General features: G+C 41.7%; 19 protein-coding genes. 4 read left to right on the forward strand and 15 right to left on the reverse strand.

Going from position 1 to position 20075, the window contains the following annotated elements:
- A partial coding sequence (locus AC3A54_RS20355) for a hypothetical protein (RefSeq protein ID WP_487655962.1) occupies positions 1 to 180 on the forward strand: 180 nt, incomplete at its 5' end.
- Positions 181 to 379: 199 nt separating this feature from the next.
- On the opposite strand, the gene trhA is transcribed toward AC3A54_RS20355, so the two are convergent.
- The gene (gene trhA, locus AC3A54_RS20360) at positions 380 to 1027 is read right to left on the reverse strand and encodes a PAQR family membrane homeostasis protein TrhA (protein WP_487655963.1); all 648 of its coding nucleotides are present in this window, start codon (positions 1025 to 1027) and stop codon (positions 380 to 382) included.
- Positions 1028 to 1158: 131 nt separating this feature from the next.
- Here trhA and AC3A54_RS20365 point away from each other — a divergent pair, with 131 nt between their 5' ends.
- On the forward strand, positions 1159 to 1743 hold the full coding sequence (locus tag AC3A54_RS20365; RefSeq protein WP_487655964.1) for a DUF1836 domain-containing protein: 585 nt from the start codon (positions 1159 to 1161) through the stop codon (positions 1741 to 1743).
- Positions 1744 to 1800: 57 nt separating this feature from the next.
- Here the strand turns inward: AC3A54_RS20365 and AC3A54_RS20370 are convergent, their stop codons facing one another.
- The 3 genes from AC3A54_RS20370 to AC3A54_RS20380 form a co-directional block, all read right to left on the reverse strand.
- Positions 1801 to 1959 carry a hypothetical protein gene (locus tag AC3A54_RS20370; protein WP_487655965.1) on the reverse strand — a complete coding sequence of 53 codons (159 nt, stop codon included), beginning with the start codon at positions 1957 to 1959 and terminating at the stop codon, positions 1801 to 1803.
- Positions 1934 to 3505 carry a glycosyl hydrolase family 28-related protein gene (locus AC3A54_RS20375; RefSeq protein WP_487655966.1) on the reverse strand — a complete coding sequence of 524 codons (1572 nt, stop codon included), beginning with the start codon at positions 3503 to 3505 and terminating at the stop codon, positions 1934 to 1936. The genes AC3A54_RS20370 and AC3A54_RS20375 overlap by 26 nt, the downstream gene beginning before the upstream one ends.
- Positions 3506 to 3714: 209 nt before the next feature.
- A complete protein-coding gene (locus AC3A54_RS20380; protein ID WP_487655967.1) occupies positions 3715 to 4464 on the reverse strand; it encodes an RDD family protein in 750 nt (249 codons plus the stop codon).
- Positions 4465 to 4678: 214 nt separating this feature from the next.
- Here AC3A54_RS20380 and AC3A54_RS20385 point away from each other — a divergent pair, with 214 nt between their 5' ends.
- Both AC3A54_RS20385 and AC3A54_RS20390 read left to right on the forward strand, forming a co-directional pair.
- Positions 4679 to 4930, forward strand: a complete 252-nt coding sequence (locus AC3A54_RS20385; protein ID WP_487656026.1) for a DUF3892 domain-containing protein — start codon at positions 4679 to 4681, stop codon at positions 4928 to 4930.
- A 29-nt stretch (positions 4931 to 4959) separates the two neighbouring features.
- Positions 4960 to 5535 (forward strand): GNAT family N-acetyltransferase, encoded by a 576-nt coding sequence (locus AC3A54_RS20390; RefSeq protein WP_335545936.1) that lies wholly within the window; start codon positions 4960 to 4962, stop codon positions 5533 to 5535.
- Between the two features lie 550 nt (positions 5536 to 6085).
- Here the strand turns inward: AC3A54_RS20390 and leuD are convergent.
- From leuD to AC3A54_RS20445, 11 genes are all read right to left on the reverse strand, one after another.
- Positions 6086 to 6667 (reverse strand): 3-isopropylmalate dehydratase small subunit, encoded by a 582-nt coding sequence (gene leuD, locus AC3A54_RS20395; protein ID WP_335530178.1) that lies wholly within the window; start codon positions 6665 to 6667, stop codon positions 6086 to 6088.
- Positions 6668 to 6670: 3 nt separating this feature from the next.
- Entirely contained in the window at positions 6671 to 8089 is a 1419-nt protein-coding gene (leuC, locus tag AC3A54_RS20400) for a 3-isopropylmalate dehydratase large subunit (RefSeq protein WP_487655968.1), read from the reverse strand.
- A gap of 102 nt (positions 8090 to 8191) precedes the next feature.
- Positions 8192 to 9298 carry a 3-isopropylmalate dehydrogenase gene (gene leuB / locus AC3A54_RS20405; RefSeq protein ID WP_487655969.1) on the reverse strand — a complete coding sequence of 369 codons (1107 nt, stop codon included), beginning with the start codon at positions 9296 to 9298 and terminating at the stop codon, positions 8192 to 8194.
- Between the two features lie 247 nt (positions 9299 to 9545).
- On the reverse strand, positions 9546 to 11090 hold the full coding sequence (locus AC3A54_RS20410) for a 2-isopropylmalate synthase (RefSeq protein WP_487655970.1): 1545 nt from the start codon (positions 11088 to 11090) through the stop codon (positions 9546 to 9548).
- The gene (gene ilvC, locus AC3A54_RS20415; RefSeq protein WP_308080999.1) at positions 11077 to 12108 is read right to left on the reverse strand and encodes a ketol-acid reductoisomerase; all 1032 of its coding nucleotides are present in this window, start codon (positions 12106 to 12108) and stop codon (positions 11077 to 11079) included. Before ilvC ends, AC3A54_RS20410 begins: the two co-directional genes overlap by 14 nt.
- 27 nt (positions 12109 to 12135) lie before the next feature.
- Positions 12136 to 12657: an acetolactate synthase small subunit gene (ilvN, locus tag AC3A54_RS20420; protein ID WP_309866912.1), complete on the reverse strand. Its 522-nt coding sequence runs from the start codon at positions 12655 to 12657 to the stop codon at positions 12136 to 12138.
- Positions 12654 to 14381, reverse strand: coding sequence for a biosynthetic-type acetolactate synthase large subunit (gene ilvB / locus AC3A54_RS20425; protein ID WP_309866910.1), 1728 nt, complete (start codon positions 14379 to 14381; stop codon positions 12654 to 12656). Before ilvB ends, ilvN begins: the two co-directional genes overlap by 4 nt.
- A gap of 672 nt (positions 14382 to 15053) precedes the next feature.
- A complete protein-coding gene (gene ilvD / locus AC3A54_RS20430) occupies positions 15054 to 16724 on the reverse strand; it encodes a dihydroxy-acid dehydratase (RefSeq protein WP_487655971.1) in 1671 nt (556 codons plus the stop codon).
- An 11-nt stretch (positions 16725 to 16735) separates the two neighbouring features.
- Positions 16736 to 17644: a branched-chain-amino-acid transaminase gene (ilvE, locus tag AC3A54_RS20435; protein ID WP_487655972.1), complete on the reverse strand. Its 909-nt coding sequence runs from the start codon at positions 17642 to 17644 to the stop codon at positions 16736 to 16738.
- 502 nt (positions 17645 to 18146) lie between these two features.
- A complete protein-coding gene (locus tag AC3A54_RS20440; protein WP_487655973.1) occupies positions 18147 to 18866 on the reverse strand; it encodes an exonuclease domain-containing protein in 720 nt (239 codons plus the stop codon).
- Position 18867: 1 nt separating this feature from the next.
- Entirely contained in the window at positions 18868 to 19854 is a 987-nt protein-coding gene (locus AC3A54_RS20445) for a DUF294 nucleotidyltransferase-like domain-containing protein (protein WP_487655974.1), read from the reverse strand.
- Positions 19855 to 20075: the final 221 nt, after the last annotated feature.

Raw genomic sequence — 20075 nt, forward strand, 5'->3', positions numbered from 1 at the left:
TTCTTGGTCGAAAACATTGTAACACGGGTCATGATGATGACCTATTTTCTTTTTACACAATTATATGGACTTAATCGGCAACTTTGGACAGTGTTAGCAGAAACCAGAGAAACACTGTCAGAAGGTAAGGCAACTTCGGACAGAGTTGGCGAAAACCAGAGAAACACTGTCAGAAGGTAAGGAAACTTCGGACAGTGTTGGCGGAAAAAAGAGAAACACTGTCAAAAGGCAAGGCAACTTCGGACAGAGTTGGCAGAAACCAGAGAAACACTGTCAGAAGGTAAGGCAACTTTGGACAGTATGGAAGAAATTAATCAAGTCAAAAGTCGGCAATGGAAAAGCTAAGTAATGAATAACAACAATTTTTGCGAAAAAAGCCTTATATGACATACAAAAACACAGAGAAAAAATGTGCCAGGCTTCCTAGCAAGATAAAAATATGAAAAATTTCGTGGAAACCTAAGTATTTCGTTTCTAGGAACTTCGGTTTTGCCCCGTATATTACCCCGCCAATTGTATAAAAAATCCCCCCGAGAATCAGTAATACTAAACCCATTGGATTTAAGCTTCCTGTTAAGGGAGAAAAAACAAAAACAATCATCCAGCCCATGGCAATATACAATGCAGTAGAGATCCAGCGCGGGCAAGTAAACCACACCATTTTAAAAACAACCCCACTAATGGCAACACTGGAGATGATCGAAAATAGAATGGCACCCGTTTTTCCGTTCAAACTGATAAAACAGAAAGGGGTATATGTTCCAGCAATCAGTACAAATATCATTGAGTGGTCGAGCCGTCTCAAAAAAGCAATTACTTTGTCATGAGCAATAACCATATGATAGGTGGCCGAAGCGGAATAAAGGAGGATCATGCTAACCCCAAAGATAATGACTGCTGTAATAGCCAGTGGGGAGGGATCCGTCATTGCGGTTTTGATGACCATTGCAAGGAGTCCAACAAAGGCTAAAATTGCTCCAGCTAAGTGAGTCAGTCCATTAATGGGTTCACGAATATAATTGTTCATATATTAATTCCTCCTAACGCGACATGTAGTTTTAATAACTACTTATAATGATACTCGTGTAATTACACCTAGTCAACAACTATTTCTTTATGTATAATGAAAATATAATGAAGATGAGCGGGGTTTACGGAATGGAACATATTAACCAAATTATTAACCAGCTTGGCTTGGAGACGAACTTAACTTTTGATGAGATTCCAAAGATTGATTTATATATGGACCAGGTCATTCAATTATTTGAAAGTAAATTTAACGAAACAAAACGGAATGAGGACGAAAAGGTTCTCACCAAGACAATGATCAATAACTATGCAAAAGGGAAGTTAATTTTTCCAATTCAAAATAAGAAATATTCCAAAGAGCATCTCATTCTAATTAGTCTGATTTACCAGTTAAAAGGGGCGCTTTCGATCAATGATATTAAAGTTACCCTTGATGGGATTAATAAGATGATTGTAAATGAAGAGTTGGATGTTGAATCTTTTTATACAAGTTATCTTCATTTGACCAGCCAAAACGCGGTTGATTTTAAAGAGGATATCGAGCAAAGGGTAATGGAAGTAAAAGGAGAAATTACGTCGTTACAGAGTGAGGATTCTGCTTATCTTGAACAAGTGTTGATGATTTCTTCGCTTGTTCATATGAGTAATTTATACCGTAGAGTGGCAGAAAAGCTTGTCGATGAATTAGAGGTTGAAAAAAGGCATAAGAAATGACGTGTACAATGGGTACACGTCAGTTTATTTATTTAATCTCTTTCACTCATAAATAGATTATTCCTTGTTATTTGTCATAGTATTTTCACCATTAACTGGGTGCGGTTGGCCGTAGCCTTCAACATTACCCGCATGCTCTCTGTGATATTCTGATCCGGAGCCTTGACGATTATTTTTAGCCTGTTGCTTCTCATTTGCATTCAATTGATGTGACAAAATTTTCACCTCCTAAACACATCTTAGAATGCTTATTATTTGTTAAATTATTCAAAGGTTGAAAAACTTTGATATTTCCGAACTTGATAGAATCAGCACGATTGCCGCCATCATAAACTTTAATATTTTTTCCAGCATGAGTAAAATCTTTAAACGAAATGTTGTTTAGAAGCACATTTCGAGCACGATATTGAACAGCAATTACCGGATTTCCTTGATAGTCGTAATTAGCTTCTCCGATTAAAGTAAAATGGTTAATCACCACATTTTTATAAGCAGAAATCACCATGCCGCGGGGTGTGGAATCTTCGTATAACGTTGAAAAAACAGGTGCAATGGCAGCAAGATTCACTGCCAAAATGTTAAAAGCAGTCAGTGATTCAGCATCGGAAGCTTTATGGTGACCGATATGACGGAAGTTAAAGGAACGGTTATCATTGACAGAGATATGACCCACGATTACCACATTTGAGGCTGCTGAGGAATTTTGATGGGCTTTAATTTCTACACCGCCAAAGCATCTAGCAGATGAATTATTCACTAACAGCACATTTCTTGATCCATCATCCACTTCGATTCCATTTGAATTGGAATAGCCTTTTTTGTGGGCTCGTCCACTAGGGTCGCACATATGCGAATGAGAAATCCAAACATAATCACTATGGTGAGTGGTGATTCCGTCATCACCAAAGCCATAGCCGGTAACATTATCTAGCCAAACGTACTTACTGCCACCACGTGCACGGTATCCATCACCGGCGTAATTGTAAAGGGTGGAGGAGATGTCAAAGCAATGAAGTCCAGGATTGATTCCTTCTACATCCTTTACCCAACCATAGGTCACATTTGCGTATGTTAAGCAGCTCGAATGGTTCCCCCAGGAACTTGTTTTTGTTACTTCCCCGAGCCTTTCAACATTCCAGTCTAAACTTAAGCCCTTAATGAAAAGATGATGGTTGCCCCGCCAATGGTTAGCGTTGGTTACTAATCTTGTACCTTTTGGGGCCTGTTGGTTGAGCTTAATCGTAGTAACCCCTTTACCGGAACCTTCAAGCCATGTCCATGAGGGCAGTTTGATCCCTTTTGTAAGAAAAACTCCAGGTGGGACAATGACTTTTACCCGTCCATTACCAATTGCTTTTTGAAAAGCAGCACTGGAATCTGTGATACCGTCCCCAACTGCACCAAAATCCATGACATTTACTTCACGGGTTATCTGCTTTTTCAATCGCATGTATTCTGTATCAAGCGTATCCTTCCAATCTGGGAATACCATTCCTTCATCATCAACTAAGATTCTCGTGGGTTTTAAAAGACGTGAAGGTTTTGCTAGTAGACGAAATAAGCCTTCTGTTACTTTTTTAAAAAAGGGTGACGGTTGGAAAGGTTTCTTAGTAGCTATAGGGACAACCGCTTTGTTTAAACGCTGATCAAATAATTCTTCTGTTTCGCTGACCGCCTGCTTTATATCCAGTTGTATTCCTGTGATTCGTGCAAGCATCTCAGCATTATTTCGAGGGTCGTGCGATTTATCTAGAGAAATCATTCCTCTCACTCCTAAAAATATCCTTATTTACTAGTATACCCACTGAACAAGGGGAATCACGCTAATAGGTTTAGGTTGGGGTTCGAAGAGAATTATTTTCTCAAGAAGAGAAATTTGAAAGCCCTTCCATTTATGGTTATGGAGGGCTTTTGTTTTTGAGATTATGATGGGTGGATTTTTTTGTTCAATCATTCACAAAATAATTTACTTTAGACGATCAGTCCAGCGACTAGTAGAGAAATCGGAAACAAACTGACGAATACGATCCGTGTGAAACTTACGTTGCCGTATAAAACGACTGTACCTATCTGATTGTCCCATGTGGACCTTCCATTTTTTTTAAGATCGAAATAAGAAAAATAAAAGCAAATGAAATTTATTAAGGGGATTCCAAACCCCATTCCGGCTGCTGTTACAAAGATACTTCGCTTAAGGGCCGTAAAAAAGTCAATATGTTCGCCATTGACCATTCGCAGCCTTGCATGAAGTATGGTCTTACCTAAGGTATTTCCAAAAATAGAGAGAATGGCTGCTTCTACTAAAATATAGAGAACCAGACTGAACATGAAAATGGCGATTCCTGAAGATTCAACGATAAATCTTGGAGAGAAGACGGATACCAATGTAATGAGAAACAATGAAAACAAGGAGAGATCAAAAAATCGTGCCAGGTAACGGACAACGGGTCTTCCATTTGGATAGGTTTCTTTTTTGATTTCCTCCCATTCACCTGCTAAGTTAATCGGAGATTCATCCTTCTCTCCGGACTTCAAGATAGTGTCAGGAAATAGGTTAAGGCTTTTCACCCTTTGCCAACCTTCTAGTTCCTTTGTCCATATAAACGTTTCAGCTGTTAAAATACCTTGTTCTAACAATTTTTTTAATTCAAATATACCTACAGGTCCCTGTTGTTGATGATCTCGAATGTAAAACCATGCATTTCCTTCTGACGGTTCCATTTTATCACCCCGATTAGGTAAATTATACCACGTGAGGTTTGAGGTGAAATTTATTAGGGGAATACAAGTGTGAACAGTTTTTGACAATTTCAGGACGAGGGATAATTTTATCAAAAGGAAAAATACTAACAAATGTTCGGAGGTGGAATTAATGGAGCAACAGGATTTTGAAAAAATTTATCAAGAATATAAGCAGCAAAGTGAACAAGAAGCCATGCTTGAGGCAAATCAGAGTACTTCTGATAGTAAAGAAGCGTTTGTTGCCGTTAGAAAAAATGAGGATGGAGATATTATTGCCTTTAAAACAAACACTGGACGAGAATTGGACTATGTAACAGCATTGGATGAAGCGAAGGCTGGAAATGTGGCGCACGTTGATGTCTTTCATAAATATGGTAGAGATATTATCCGAAGTGAACCTGATGGTATCAAGGAAAATAATCTCGATCAGTTACCTGAATTTTAGAGTAAGTGAAAGAATGAAAGGGGAATCCCATGCATTGGTATGAAAAGTTGAATCAATATTTTCCTGTCGAAGAGATGAAATCACGAGAGCACATGGAGACCCTGCTGAAAGAACGTTCCGAAATCTATCATAAAGATGAAGGGCCTAATCATGTCTTGATGTATGTTGAACTAGATAATTTTATTTTTATCGATTATTTATTTGTATCAAAAAATGCCCGGGGTCAGAGACTGGGGCATAAACTTTTAGAGAAGCTGAAACAAAAAGGAAAACCAATTATCTTAGAAGTAGAACCTGTAAACTATGAGGACAGCGATACGGAGAAAAGGCTCCATTTTTATAAACGGGAAAAATTCGAGCATGCTGTGTCGATTGGTTATGAGAGAAGGTCATTGGCAACGAATGAAATTAACAGGATGGAAATCCTGTACTGGGCACCAAATGATGAAACAGAAGAAATGATTTTTGAAGCGATGAAAAAAACATATGACATGATCCACACCTATAAGGATAAGCATTTCTATGGTGAGTCGTACCAGCCGGTGGAGGATGTACTTTCCTTTGATGAGGAATCGGATAATAAAAATATATTAGAAACACTATAAGACCAGGGCTTTTCTCCGAAAAAGGGGATAAGCTTTTCTTTTTTATTGAAAAAGCTCTGTTTTGTATGATTGTTGATATTCGTGAAATACTTTTCATCTTATTTGGCGGTCTTTTAACAAAATAGCTATAGAGTAAGCAAGCGGTCACATAGAAAGGGTCAACGAACCCGAACTGGTTGAAGGAAAGAGGAAACGGTCACATAGAAAGGGTCTACGAACCCGAACTGGCTGAAGGAAAGAGGAAACGGTCACGTAGAAAGGGTCTACGAACCCGAACTGGTTGAAGGAAAGAGGAAACGGTCACATAGAAAGGGTCTACGCGACCGAACTGGTTGAAGGAAAGAGGAAACAGTCACATAGAAAGGGTCTACGCGACCGAATTGGTTAAAGGAAAGAGGAAACGGTCACATAGAAAGGGTCTACGCGACCGAACTGGTTAAAGGAAAGAGGAAACGGTCACATAGAAAGGGTCTACGCGACCGAACTGGTTGAAGGAAAGAGGAAACGGTCACATAGAAAAAATGAGCCTGGACTCCCAGGCTCATTCAAATTAACGTGCCAATTCATATTGCTTAATTTTATCCTCATAGGTTAAAGTAACCCCAATCTCATCCCAACCGTTAAGAAGCATTTGTTTAGGATACGGAGCGATATCGAAAGTCATCTCGAATCCGGAGTTATCAAACACTCTTTGCTCCTCAAGATTGACCGTTAGCTTGTAGCCCTCGGCTTCAGCATTTTTCATAATGGTTTGTACCTGTGATTCACTTGCTTGAACGGCTAGAATTCCATTTTTCACACAATTATTTTTAAAAATATCGGCGTAGCTTGGTGCGATGATTACCTTAAAGCCAAAATCCTGCACGGCCCATGGTGCATGCTCACGGGATGAGCCGCAACCGAAGTTCTCACCAGCAACCAAGATGGAGGCACCCTGATATTTTGGCAGATTCAAAGGGAAATCAGGCCGTAAATTGCCCGCATCATCAAAGCGCCAATGATAAAAGAGGTATTGACCAAAGCCACTGCGTTCAATTCGCTTCAAAAATTGCTTCGGAATAATTTGATCTGTATCTACATTAGGCCTGTTTAATGGGCAAACAAGTCCTTGGTGAATGCGTAGTGGTTCCATATGCTACATAACCTCCTGAGCAGTGAATTGACGGACATCAACAAAATGACCTGCAACTGCAGCAGCTGCAGCCATTTCTGGACTGACCAAATGGGTCCGTGCGCCATTTCCTTGTCGCCCTTCAAAGTTTCGGTTAGAAGTGGAGGCACAGCGCTCGCCTGCAGGAACGATATCATCATTCATTGCTAAACACATACTGCAGCCGGCCTCTCGCCATTCAAAGCCTGCCTCTTTAAAGATGACATCCAAGCCTTCCTTCTCTGCAGCCAGTTTTATACTAAATGAACCAGGCACGACGATAGCGGTAACAGAAGGGCTAACCTTTCTGTCGCGCACGACTTCAGCCGCTTTTCGTAAGTCGCTTAACCTGGAGTTTGTACACGAACCAATGAAAACATGGTCAATTTTAACGTTGGAGATAGGCTCTCCTGCCGTAAGTCCCATATATTCAAGAGCCCGGTTAATTTCGTCCTGCTCGCTTGGTCTATCAACATCATCTGGGCTTGGAACGTTAGCTGTAACAGGAATGCACATGCCAGGATTTGTTCCCCACGTCACCTGTGGCTCGACTTCCGCTGCATCAATTTCAACCACAGCATCATAAGCTGCGCCTTCGTCTGTCGCAAGTGATTGCCACTTAGCAACAGCTTCTTCAAATGCTTCTCCTTGTGGCACATGGCGGCGTCCTCGTAAATACTCAAACGTAGTTTCATCAGGAGTGATCAGACCCGCTCTCGCACCAGCCTCAATCGACATATTGCAGACAGTCATTCGCTCTTCCATGGATAAGGATCGAATCGCTTCACCTGTGTATTCCATCACATAACCAGTTCCAAATTGGACGCCGAACTTGCCGATGATAGCTAGAATGAGGTCCTTTGCTGTTACACCAACCCCAAGTTTGCCGTTTACTTTTACATTAAGGGTTTTTGGCGGTGCCTGCCAAAGCGTTTGAGTGGCAAGTACATGTTCCACTTCACTTGTACCAATTCCAAAGGCAAGGGCTCCGAATGCACCATGTGTAGAGGTGTGACTATCCCCGCAAACGATTGTTTTTCCAGGCTGGGTGAGGCCAAGCTCAGGACCAATGACATGGACAATACCATTATCGGGATGATGAATATCAGCAAGTGTAATACCGAATTCCTGACAGTTTTCCTGTAAGGTATCGATTTGCTTTTTAGAGATTGGGTCATTAATGACAAGACGTTGTCGGGTAGGAACATTATGGTCCATCGTTGCGTAAGTAAGATCCGGACGGCGGACTTTACGTCCATTTATTCGTAAGCCCTCAAATGCTTGAGGAGAGGTCACTTCATGTACGAGGTGTAAATCGATATATAATAAATCCGGTTTTCCTTCCTCTTGATGGACTACATGCTGTTCCCAAATTTTTTGGATAATATTTTTTGGTGTTTGCATAGCTTCCTTCCTCACGTTCATAGATTTTTGCTATTGAAAAATTTGCAGGAAATCCGCCAGGCAATTGTTAAAGAACAAGCCTGACGGATTCTGATTCACCTATTAAAAATAACAGCTGGCGATACACTTGGATGCGTTCTGTGATTTAATGTAATCTACAATCAGTTTTGTCATTTCTACTGTTCCTACAAGGCGCCCATCTGTCACTTGGAGATCCCCCGTATGGAAGCCAGCATCAAGTACAGACTGAACCGCGTCTTCAATGACCTTCGCTTCATCATCCAATTGGAAGGAATAACGTAGCATGAGAGCAGCTGATAAAATCATCGCAACTGGATTAGCCACTCCTTTTCCAGCGATATCAGGTGCGGAGCCATGAACAGGTTCATAAAGGCCCACCCCATCTTCACGTAAGCTGGCAGATGGAAGCATGCCGAGCGAACCGGTTATGACTGATGCTTCATCACTTAAGATGTCTCCGAATAGATTCTCAGTAACGATGACGTCAAAGTGAGTCGGGTTTGTAATCAATTTCATTGCCGCTGCATCAACTAACACATGTTCAACTGCAACATCCGGATATTGAGCCTTTTTCTCCTCGACCACTTCTCGCCATAACTTACTTGATTCAAGGACATTTGCCTTGTCAACAGAAGTTAAGTGACCGCGCCGCTGCTGTGCAGCTTGGAAGCCTTTATCTACAATTCTTTCAATCTCTTTACGTGTGTAAGCAAGTGTGTCTACTACTACGTTTCCGTTGTCACGGCGTTCACTTGGTGTCCCGAAGTAAAGGCCGCCAGTTAATTCCCGTACAATAAGGAGGTCGCTGCCAGATACCACTTCTTCCTTTAATGGTGATGCATGGAGGAGATTTTTAAATCCCTTGATTGGCCGTAAGTTTGCATATAAATCAAGGGCCTTTCGAATGCCAAGCAAGCCACGTTCTGGTCGTAGATGGGAAGGATTCTGATCCCATTTAGGCCCACCTACTGCTCCAAGTAGTACAGCATCTGCCTGTTTACAGGCATCAACAGTTGATTCTGGAAGGGGAGTGCCGTAAAGATCAATGGCTGCTCCTCCGATTTCATGGGTCTCAAAGCTGAATGAATGATTATATTCTTCTGCTAAGGCACTTAATACTTCTCTTGCTGAATGAATGACTTCCTTACCAATTCCATCACCAGGAAGTAAGACAATATGTTTTTTCATTAGAGCAACCTCCTCATTTTTTGTAAGATAAGGGCATTGAAATACACCCTAGCTTTTAAGTAATAGCTTTGTTAAAATTGCCTGTTGATTTCCGCTCCAGACGCTGCGCTTTCCGTGGGTGTCTCGGCGAGCCTCCTCGGAGAAAAGCGCCTGCGGGGTCTCCCCTGAACCATACTCCCACAGGAGTCTTCGCGTCTTCCGCTCCAATCAACAGGGTTTAAAAATGAACATTGTTCCTTATCCCTGCCTATGAAATAGCTGTTTCTTTCACTAATGCTTTGTGGGTATAAAAAACACGGTTGACTGCGTTTAAGAATGACTTGGCTGATGCTTCTAAGACGTCCTGTGCTGAACCGCGGCCGCTTACTTTGTTGCCGTTAACGGTCATTTTCACGTGAACCTCTGCTAGGGCATCCCGGCCTTGGCCAACTGAACTCAATCTAAAATCAGTAAGATGAATTTCTTCTTTAATGAGGGCTTCTAATGTGTTCATTAGCGCCTCAACACTTCCTGACCCTGTACGCGCGGTTTCTACACGGATTCCTTCTGGAGTAGTTAACGCTACCGTCGCAGTAGGGAGATTGGCTGAACCGTATTGTACTTGGAAAGCAACAAGCTCGTATTTTTTCACATCTACTGATGTTGTTTGGATATCAGTTAAAATTGTAAATAAATCCTCGTCCGTTACTTCTTTTTTCCGGTCGGTTAATTGTTTAAAAGCAGTGAAGGCTTCACCTAGTTTTTCAGGAGAAAGGGTATAACCCATTTGCTCAATTTTGTCTTTAAATGCATGTCTGCCGGAGTGTTTTCCAAGGACTAAATCATTGGATTTAACCCCAACTAATTCAGGTGTAATAATTTCATAGGTTAAGGTGTTTTTTAACACGCCATCCTGGTGAATTCCTGACTCATGGGCGAAGGCATTTTTTCCAACAACCGCTTTGTTAGGAGGAACCAACATGCCTGTAAAACGGCTGACAAGATCGCTCGTACGTTTGATTTCTTTTAATACTAGATTCGTTGTGTAAGGATATTTATCTTTTCGGATGTTTAAGGCTACAGCAATCTCCTCTAGAGAAGCGTTACCAGCCCGTTCACCAATTCCGTTAATCGTGCCCTCTACTTGTGTCACGCCATTCTCTATGGCAGCAAGGCTATTTGCTACCGCCATACCTAGGTCATCGTGACAGTGACAGGATAGGGCTACTTTATGAATATTAGGTACGTTTTCTCTAATGTAGCGGAACATGCGGCCATATTCTTCCGGTGTGGTATAACCAACTGTATCTGGAAGGTTGATGACAGTTGCTCCTGCATCGATAACCTTTGTAATAATCTGAACGAGAAAATCAAGGTCAGAGCGGGAAGCATCCTCTGCAGACCATTCTATCTGCGGGAATCTTTGGCGCGCATATGCGACCATATCGACCGCTGTTTGTGTCACTTGTTCCGGTGTTTTCATTAATTTATATTTCATATGGATAGGGGAGGTAGCAAGAAACACATGCAATCTTGGCTCAGCTGCATCTTTTAAGGCATCCCACGCAATGTCAATGTCTGATTTTGTCGCGCGTGCCAAGCCTGTGACGGATGCGTTTTTAATTGTTTGGGCAATCGCTCGTACTGCTTCAAAATCTCCTTGTGAGGAAGCCGGGAAGCCGGCCTCCATAATATCTACACCAAATCGTTCAAGCTGTCTCGCAATTTCTAACTTTTCGAGCTGGTTTAAATTCACACCTGGGGACTGCTCACCATCGCGTAAGGTTGTATCAAAGATGTTAACGTGAACCATTTACCACCACTTCTTTCTTTGCATTTACTGGCTTTTTAATGAAAGGCATTAATGCACGAAGCTCTCTGCCAACAGTCTCGATTTGGTGATTGTTTTCAGCGCGGTTGATGGCGTTGAATTGTGGGCGATTTGCTTGGTTTTCAAGGATCCAGCCTTTTGCAAACACACCAGTTTGGATATCTTTTAATACTTCCTTCATACGGGCTTTTGTATCTTCATTTACCACGCGTGGTCCTGAAACGAAATCTCCCCATTGTGCTGTGTCAGAAATCGAGTAACGCATGTTTTCGAATCCACCTTCGTATAAAAGGTCCACGATTAATTTCAATTCATGTAAACACTCGAAGTACGCAACTTCAGGCTGGTATCCAGCTTCTACTAGAGTTTCAAAGCCTGCTTTAATTAGGGCAGTTGTACCACCGCAAAGGACAGCCTGTTCTCCGAATAAATCTGTTTCTGTTTCTTCTTGGAAAGTCGTTTCTAACACGCCTGCACGAGCAGAACCAATTCCTTTGGCGTAAGCAAGAGCTACTTCACGCGCTTGACCAGTGTAGTCTTGGTAAACCGCATAAAGGGCAGGAACACCAGCGCCTTCTGTATATGTGCGTCGTACTAAATGTCCTGGACCTTTAGGTGCTACTAGGAATACGTCCACATCTTCTGGAGGAACGATTTGGCTAAAGTGAACGTTAAAGCCGTGGGCAAAAACAAGAGCGTTTCCTGCTTCTAGATTTGGTTTGATACTTTCTTCGTACACTTTAGGCTGCATTTCGTCTGGAAGAAGAACCATGACCACATCTGCAACAGCTGTTGCCTCAGCAACAGAACGAACATCAACACCATCTTCAACTGCCTTATCCCATGATTTACCGCCTCTTAGACCAACCACTACATCAAAGCCGCTTTCTTTTAAGTTCAGGGCATGTGCATGACCTTGTGAACCATATCCGATTACTGCAATCTTTTTCCCTTGTAAAACTGCCTCTTGAATATCTCCGTTATAAAGTACTTTTACCATTATGAATCATCCTTTCAGGAATAGTTTTTATTTTAATAGTGAGTAAGTAGCTAGTTCGTTTACTTGTGGCTGATGACCTCGTTGGAGGGCAGTCAGTCCAGTTCTGGCAATTTCTTTAATGCCGTATGGACGGAGCAGCTCTATCAAGGCATCGATTTTATCAGGACGGCCAGTGATTTGGACGGCTAGACTATCTTTGCTGACATCGATAATTAAGGCACGGAACGGATCAATAATTCCATTGATCTCACTGCGGAGCTGACTGCTGCTGGCTACTTTAATGAGAGCGAGCTCTCTAGCAACAATCGCTTTATCCGTAATATCAGAGACTTTTAATACATCAATTTGCTTGTTTAATTGTTTCGTCACTTGTTCAAGACGTTGGTCGTCTTCGACTTCGACAACTAAGGTCATTTTGGAGACGCCTTCTGTTTCAGTCGGCCCAACAGAGATGCTTGAAATATTGAATTGACGTCTTTGAAGGAGGCCAGTGACCCGGTTTAGTACACCGCTTCGGTCTTGAACAGTGGCTGTTATGATCCGTTTCATGGTTTCACCCCAATCATTTCATGGATTCCTTTGCCTGGTGCAATCATTGGAAACACTTTTTCCTGTTGAAGCACGCGGCAATCAACAAGAACTGGGCCATTGTGTGCAAAAACTTCTGGTAAGACAGTAATGAGTTCTTCCTGAGTGTTCACCTTAACACCGCGAATCGAGTAGCTTTCAGCCAGCTTGACGAAATCAGGCTGGGTATGAAGGATAGATTCAGAAATACGGTTTCCATGGAGTAGTTCTTGCCATTGGCGAACCATTCCGAGTGCCCCGTTATTAACGATGATGATTTTTACAGGAAGGTTTCTTTCATAAATGACCGATAATTCCTGAAGGGTCATTTGGAAACCGCCGTCTCCTACAATTGCAACAACTGTACTTTCTGGTGAGGCAATTTGTGCCCCAATGGCTGCAGGGAAGCCAAAGCCCATGGTTCCAAGTCCACCTGATGTAATCCAGCGATGCGGTTGCTTAAAGGTGTAATACTGTGCAGCCCACATTTGATGCTGACCTACGTCGGTTGCAACAATGGCGTTTCCATTTGTTACCTTATGCACGGCTTCAATGACCCACTGTGGACACATTCCATTTGGATCATGCTTATACCAAAGCGGATATTCCTGTTTATACTGTTGGAGGGTTGCAAGCCATGATTGGTGTTCCGGTTGTTCGACTTCATGCTGTGCTAATTCCATTAACGCCTCGCGTGTATCAGAAACAATTGGAATTTGAGTTGGTATGTTTTTTCCAATTTCGGCAGGATCAATGTCGATATGAGCTACCTTTGCATGTGGTGCAAAGTGTTTCAGATTGCCTGTTAAGCGATCATCAAACCGTGCGCCAAAATTGATAAGTAAATCACAATCATGCAAAGCCATGTTTGCCGCATACGTTCCGTGCATTCCACCCATTCCTAAAGAGAGCGGGCTGTCAGCAGGGAAGGCGCCTAATCCTAATAGCGTGGTGACTACTGGTAAGTCGTATTTTTCAGCAAGTGCAGTCAGTTCAGCTGAAGCCTTTCCGTGAAGAACTCCTGCTCCAGCAAGTACAACAGGTTTCTTTGCTTTAGAAATAGAGTCTGCCAGTTTTTTAATCTGCAAAGGATTTGGTTTGGTAGTTGGCTGGTAGCCTGGTAAATGAATACTCGCTTCTTTTGGTTCTTCTGTTAATACTCCTGCTGAGATATCTTTTGGAATATCGACTAAGACTGGACCTGGTCGGCCGGTAGAAGCAATATGGAAAGCTTCCTTCACGATTCTTGGCAAATCGGCTATGGATTGCACTTGGTAGTTATGTTTGGTGATTGGTGTTGTAATAGCCATCACATCAGCTTCCTGGAAGGCATCTGTTCCGATGACACTTCGTGCAACCTGCCCGGTAAATACCACGAGTGGCAGGGAATCCATCATAGCATCTGTAATTCCAGTAACCAGGTTAGTAGCTCCTGGACCTGAAGTGGCAATGACTACTCCAGGTCTTCCAGTAATCCGGGCATATCCTTCAGCAGCATGAATCATACCTTGCTCGTGGCGGAAAAGGATGTGGTTGATGGTTCCTTTTGCCCGATAGATGGCGTCATAGATTGGAAGGACTGCACCTCCCGGATACCCAAATAACGTATCAACACCTTCCTGCTTCAATAAATCGATTAGAAGGTCGGCACCAGTTTTGGGTTCAGTACTGGTTTGGAATTCCAGCTTTTTTGCTTCTACTTTCACGTCGTAATCCCTCCTTGTGGATATTTGAATATTTGAAAAACTCAGCGTATGGCTGTGGTTTTGTAAAATAAAGTAGGTCGAGTTTCTCAACTCTTTGGAAGATTTGTAGATATATTGCAAAAATGTGTAGATAAAGTTAGAAAATGTGTAGATATCCATCAAAATCGTGTAGATAAGTTCTAAATTTGTGTAGATATCTCTCAAAAATGTGTAGATAAAGATTAAAAGTCCTCAAAAATAGTAAAAAAGGCCCTGTTTTCCCCGAATAGACTGCAATGAAGAACATCAATAGCAGAATAATCGGGGAGAAAAGGCCTTCTTTTTCTCGGTACCACCCGGTTTTACAGCATTCTCACGAATACCGCCTTATGAAGCGACAACAAATAGAATAACGCTTCTTTTGGTAACAGGTGTTAAGAAACAACACCTGATTGAGCCTACTAAGTGTAACCGTTCAGCCCAATACTCAGGGATGATGTCGGAATAAGGTGCATTACTGGGCTTCCAGCAACCCCAGCTCTCTGTAAATGCATATTCTTATTCCTTTTTTCCCGTCATCGATTTATCGTATTTGGTTGTCAAGGATGGAACGAATGGTTTAGTACCTTTACTTCTCTGTGGAAGGGGAGGGGTACTAGAGAATCCCTTTGTCTATCAAACTTTTGCGAAATCTTATATTTTCATAACCCCGCCAGTATTAGCAGAGGTAACAAGCTTTGCATATTTTGCTAGATAGCCAGATTTAATTTTTGGTTCTGGCTTCACCCATGCACTACGTCTTTCAGCTAACACCTCATCATCAACAAGAAGTTCAATGGAACGACCTTCAAGATCGATGAGGATTTTGTCACCATTTTCAACAAGAGCGATAGGACCACCTTCAGCGGCCTCTGGTGAAATATGGCCGATAGAAATTCCTCTGCTGGCGCCTGAGAAACGCCCATCTGTAATGAGGGCAACTTCCTTGGCTAAGCCTCGGCCAGCGATAGCGGAAGTAGGTGCAAGCATCTCTGGCATGCCCGGTCCGCCTTTTGGACCTTCGTAACGAATAACGACAACATGACCTGATTTTACTGTTCCGTTATTAATGTTTTCTTGTGCCTCATCTTGTGACTCAAACACAATTGCTTCACCCAGAAAGGTCTTAATGGATGGATCCACCGCGCCAACCTTGATAACACCACCATCTGGAGCAATGTTTCCATAGAGGATGGAGAGGCCTCCAACAGGGCTATATGGATTATCTTTCGTACGGATGACCATTTCATTAGTGATTGTTGCATCTTTCACATTTTCTTCAAGCGTTTTTCCGGTAATGGTTAAGCAGTCTTTATGTAGCGCACCTTCGAGTTTATAAAGCTCGTTGATAATCGCGCTAACCCCGCCGGCCCTGTGAACGTCATCCATTGAATAATCAGATGCTGGCATAATTTTTGCCAAATAAGGCACTTTTTCAGCAATCTTGTTAATATCACGCAAATCATATTCAATACCGGCTTCATGTGCAATGGCTAATGTGTGTAAAACGGTATTCGTTGAACCACCCATTGCCATATCTAAAGCGAAGGCATTATCAATTGCTTCTCTTGTAATAATGTCACGAGGACGAATATCTTTTTTCACCAAGTCAACTAAATGTTTAGCCGCCTGGCGAATCAATTCATGTCTTTCTTCAGAAGTAGCAACGATCGTTCCATTTCCAGGTACCGTCATTCCTAACACTTCCATGAGGCAGTTCATGGAGTTTGCTGTGAACATTCCAGAGCATGAACCACAAGTAGGGCAGGCTTGAGTTTCAATTTCAAGCAGCTGCTGCTGACTGATTGTTCCGTTATGGTAGGCGCCGACACCTTCAAACACCGAAGTGAGAGAGAGGTTTTTCCCTGTGGAAGGAGATACACCTGCTTCCATTGGACCACCTGAAACAAAAACAGAGGGGACATTCGTTCTTGCGGCAGCCATCAGCATTCCAGGTGTGATTTTGTCACAGTTTGGAATGTAAAACACACCATCAAACCAATGGGCATTAATAACTGTTTCGGCACTGTCGGCAATAATCTCACGGCTTGGGAGGGAATAGCGCATGCCGATATGTCCCATCGCTATTCCGTCATCAACGCCAATCGTATTAAATTCAAAAGGAATTCCACCAGCTTCACGGATGGCCTCTTTTACAATCTCACCGAAATGATTAAGGTGTTTATGTCCGGGAATAATTTCAATAAACGAGTTACAAACTCCGATAAACGGTTTTTCTAAATCACTCGTTTTCACCCCAGTTGCATATAAAAGGCTGCGGTGGGGGGCACGGTCGATTCCCTTTTTAATCATATCGCTTCGCATGTATCTATCTCCTAACTGACAATGGCATGGTTTGCACCTTCAGGGTAACAAGCCACTCCGTCTGTTGTGACAATTCGTCTAAATTCTTTTAATAGTTCGTTCGTAACTTCACCAGGTTTTCCATTTTTGATCACCCGGCGATCTACTTCAATTACAGCAATGACTTCAACGGCTGTTCCTGTTAAGAACACTTCATCAGCCACATATACATCATGTCTAGTAAACGGTGATTCTCTCACTTCGTACCCTTTGGCTCTTGCCACATCAATGATGGCGTTCCGAGTAATTCCTTCTAAAGCTCCTAAGTAAACAGGAGGGGTGTAAATGACACCATTCTTTACAATGAAGATATTGTCGGCAGAGCCTTCAGTTACATAACCTTGGTCATTCAACATGAGGGCTTCCTGAACCCCTACTTGATTGGCTTCTAATTTAACAAGGATATTATTTAAGTAATTAAGCGATTTAATTTGTGGACTTAGTACATCTGGGCGATTCCTTCTGCTAGCTACGGAGGCTATTTTAATTCCATTTTCGTAAAATTCCTTTGGATACATGGTTAGTTCCTCAGCAATAATGATTACGTTTGGATTGGAGCAGGATGAAGGGTCCAGGCCTAAATTTCCTCTACCACGTGAAACAACGACACGAATATAGGCGCTGTCCAGCTGATTTTTTCTAACGGTCTCAACAACTAATTGCGTCATTTCCTCCTGTGTATATGGAATATTCAGCATAATGGATTGAGCTGATTCGTACAGTCTTTTCAGGTGAGCATCGAGTCTAAAGACGTTTCCGCTGTATACGCGAATGCCTTCAAATACTCCATCTCCATATAAAAAACCATGATCATATACTGAAATAACAGCATCCTCTTTCTTGACGAACTCGCCGCCAAGGAATATCCATTGACTTCCCAACCTAACCACTCCTCTTTAGTGATAACGTGAAACTTCAATCATTGGGGGCTTTTTCCCAATGATTGTTAGTTGAACCAATCGGGCATTTACGGGCAGTTATTTTAACTATGCTTCTTGGTTTTATTATTATCATGAAAATTTACTGCCCGTTAATGCGGGATAAACCGCTTTAAATGATTAAATATTTTTTTAAAAAGAATTCCCTTGCCCATCGTCGAAAACGTGATGTGCAAAGGCTGTGTAAATGTTTAGATGATTATTTTCGATAATCATACAACCAAAAGATAACATGGTCAACATTAAAATCTGACAATTCAAAACAGTCAAAATAATTGGTAGCGTTTTCATTCTTGTTCTTATAGGAAAAAGGAGGGAAAAAAATTTTAAAAAAATTTTTTAAATAGAGAGTTGGGGCGAAAAAATATAAGAGGGTCGCGATTGAAATGATTAAAAATATTAATGATAATGATAGAAGAAAACACTTTTAGGATAGTGTTTTCTATTAACCTATTTTAGCGAGGTATTCATATACCTCCTGTAAATTACGAAATCCTTCTATTTGGGCCTGCCGCAAAAAGTAACCCCAAATTTGTGCCGTCATCATCGCATCCCCGAGGGCGTGATGCCGATTTCTTACTTCAATTCCACATTGAGTACAAACCTCTTCAAGGGGTAAAGATTTGATAGAGGGGTTAAAAAGTCGAATTAAGAACGAGGTATCTATAATTCGGTGATTAAATTTTGTTCTTAATAGGTCCCAAGTCATTTTTTGCATAAAGGATTGTTCATGATTTGAATGGTGTGCGATCAAAATATCACTATTAATAAATTGGATAAATTGGATTAAGACATCTGAAGCAGGCGCTGCTACTCGCAACTCCGATTCTTGGATATTAGTTAGAGTAGAAATTTCCTCTGAAAGCGGAAGGTCCGATTGAACTAAGGAATAGAATGTTTCTTTCTCTTTGATTTGGCAACCCACCATCTTCACAGCTCCAATTGAAATCACTTGATCCCCCTTTTCGGGATAAAATCCAGTCGTTTCTAAATCAAACACGACTACTTTCAATTCGTTAAGAGGGGAGTCTAAGGTGCTTTTTTGTTTCATTTCTCTTTGTAACTGTCTAAGAAAAGCGATTTGCTGTGGGGTCGATTGCCCTTGTACCCCTGCATAAATAGTAGGGCTCAGCTTACCCGATATTTGTTTGAAAAATTGGATCATCTCATTCATCCCCACAATAATCTTCCTTCTCTATTAACTTCCTAACGGTATGATAGAGGGTGGCTCCACTCTTTATAATTTCTTTTATCTCTTTCGTTTGATCCTTCGATAAACGGTTGATGGGCAAGTAGTGACCGGAATCATAGTCGCTTGAATGACAAAATAAAAGCCGGTAGTTAAGCAACTGTGAAAATTGATTGATATAGGACTCTCTTTCTTTAGTAGACATCCATGTCGCATGTATTTTTTCTAATCGCGTTAGAGTGGATGTTTCCAACACCTTCTCTTTAATAGCTGCCAACCGTACGGCATTTACATAGGGTAGAAAGCCGAGTTCTTTCAGGTTTAATGAACCAGTATGGGGGCCGTGTGTCTCTACTAAAAGCTGGCCTAACACGTTTATTCCTTTTTTCAGATGCAATGTATTGTTGAGTAATTTTGTATGAAGATGATTTTTGTTAATCGTTTGATAGATTTGGCTTTTTAACACTCTCACATACTCACCTTCACCATAAACTGACCGTGCATCAAGAAAAATCAGCAGATATCTGATGGACTCCCAGGAGGCTTCCAATGTCCAGTTCGCAAGTTGTTCCTGCCATTCGATTATAGATTTACACCAAAAAGGATTACCTGCCATGATTCCCCCGTCACAATAAGGATAGCCAGCTTGATAAAGCCCTTTTGAGATTTCTTTTCCAAGTGTCAAAAAGTAGGGCCTTCCCTCCTCACTTAGATCCTGATAAACGATCCCATGATCCTGGTCGCTCCAAATCGATTGTTCTTGGCGGCCGGCACTGCCCATGACGAAGAAAGAGAAGGGAGAGGGCGGTGGGCCATAGCGAATAGAAACTTGGTTGATGGCTGTTTCTAAAACTTTAGTCAAAATTTGATGATGTAGTTTGTTTAATTGAAAATGATCATGTGAGACTTGTAGTATATGAGACTTTCTATAATTTCCTATGTTTTCGTATGTTGTAGAATCCATTCTTACCACCTCCTTTCAAAAATGAAAAAGGCAGAGGCTGACCCACATGAATGGGAGTCAGTCTCGCCAAATGAAGTAATTAAAAACAAAAGTTTAATATTCTACTTCGAGAATTGTCTAGCTCCAGCGCCTAGCCAGTTTTCATCCTGAATAATCTCCCTTGAGTATCTTGTAACAATCATGGCTTGATAAAGCGATGATTGTTACAGCTCGGGTCAAAT

Source organism: Neobacillus sp. Soil_C_43, assembly GCF_057656715.1.